The sequence below is a fragment of the Brevibacillus sp. LEMMJ03 genome (genome assembly GCF_007197875.1).
Taxonomy (GTDB): domain Bacteria; phylum Bacillota; class Bacilli; order Brevibacillales; family Brevibacillaceae; genus Brevibacillus; species Brevibacillus thermoruber.
Map to the genome: position 1 here is coordinate 1 of NZ_VKJN01000116.1, position 382 is coordinate 382.

Consider the following 382-nt stretch of genomic DNA (forward strand, 5'->3'; position numbering starts at 1 on the left):
CGCCGCAGGACTTGCTGAAGGAGCACGTCAAGGTGAAGGCCGGCCCGTGGAAATATCCGCGCTGGATCGAGTACGTCGACGGCCTGCCCAAAACCGCCACCGGCAAGATCCAGCGCTACAAGCTGCGCGAGGTTTGAAACGCGGCCGGTTAAATCGCGATCGTCCCGACGCTCGCCCCGCCGCACACGTAGAGCAATTGCCCCGTCACGAAGCCCGCCTCGGGCGCGGCGAAGAACATCACGGCTCGCGTCACGTCGGCGGGCGTGCCGAGCCGTTTCACGGGGATCGCCTCGGCGAGCTTGCCGATGCGCGGATCGCCCTTCGGCAGCACGTCGTGGAACATTTCCGTGGCCTCGATCGGTCCCGGCGCCACGACATTCAC

Annotated in this window: 2 protein-coding genes; one reads left to right on the forward strand and one right to left on the reverse strand. The window is 66.5% G+C overall.

Annotated features, from left to right (window positions below; genetic code table 11):
* The first annotated feature begins 11 nt into the window (after positions 1-11).
* Positions 12-137: an AMP-binding enzyme gene (locus tag FOI68_RS23060; protein WP_370512180.1), complete on the forward strand. Its 126-nt coding sequence runs from the start codon at positions 12-14 to the stop codon at positions 135-137.
* 11 nt (positions 138-148) lie between these two features.
* On the opposite strand, the gene FOI68_RS23065 is transcribed toward FOI68_RS23060, so the two are convergent.
* A partial coding sequence (locus FOI68_RS23065) for an SDR family oxidoreductase (RefSeq protein ID WP_143864443.1) occupies positions 149-382 on the reverse strand: 234 nt, incomplete at its 5' end.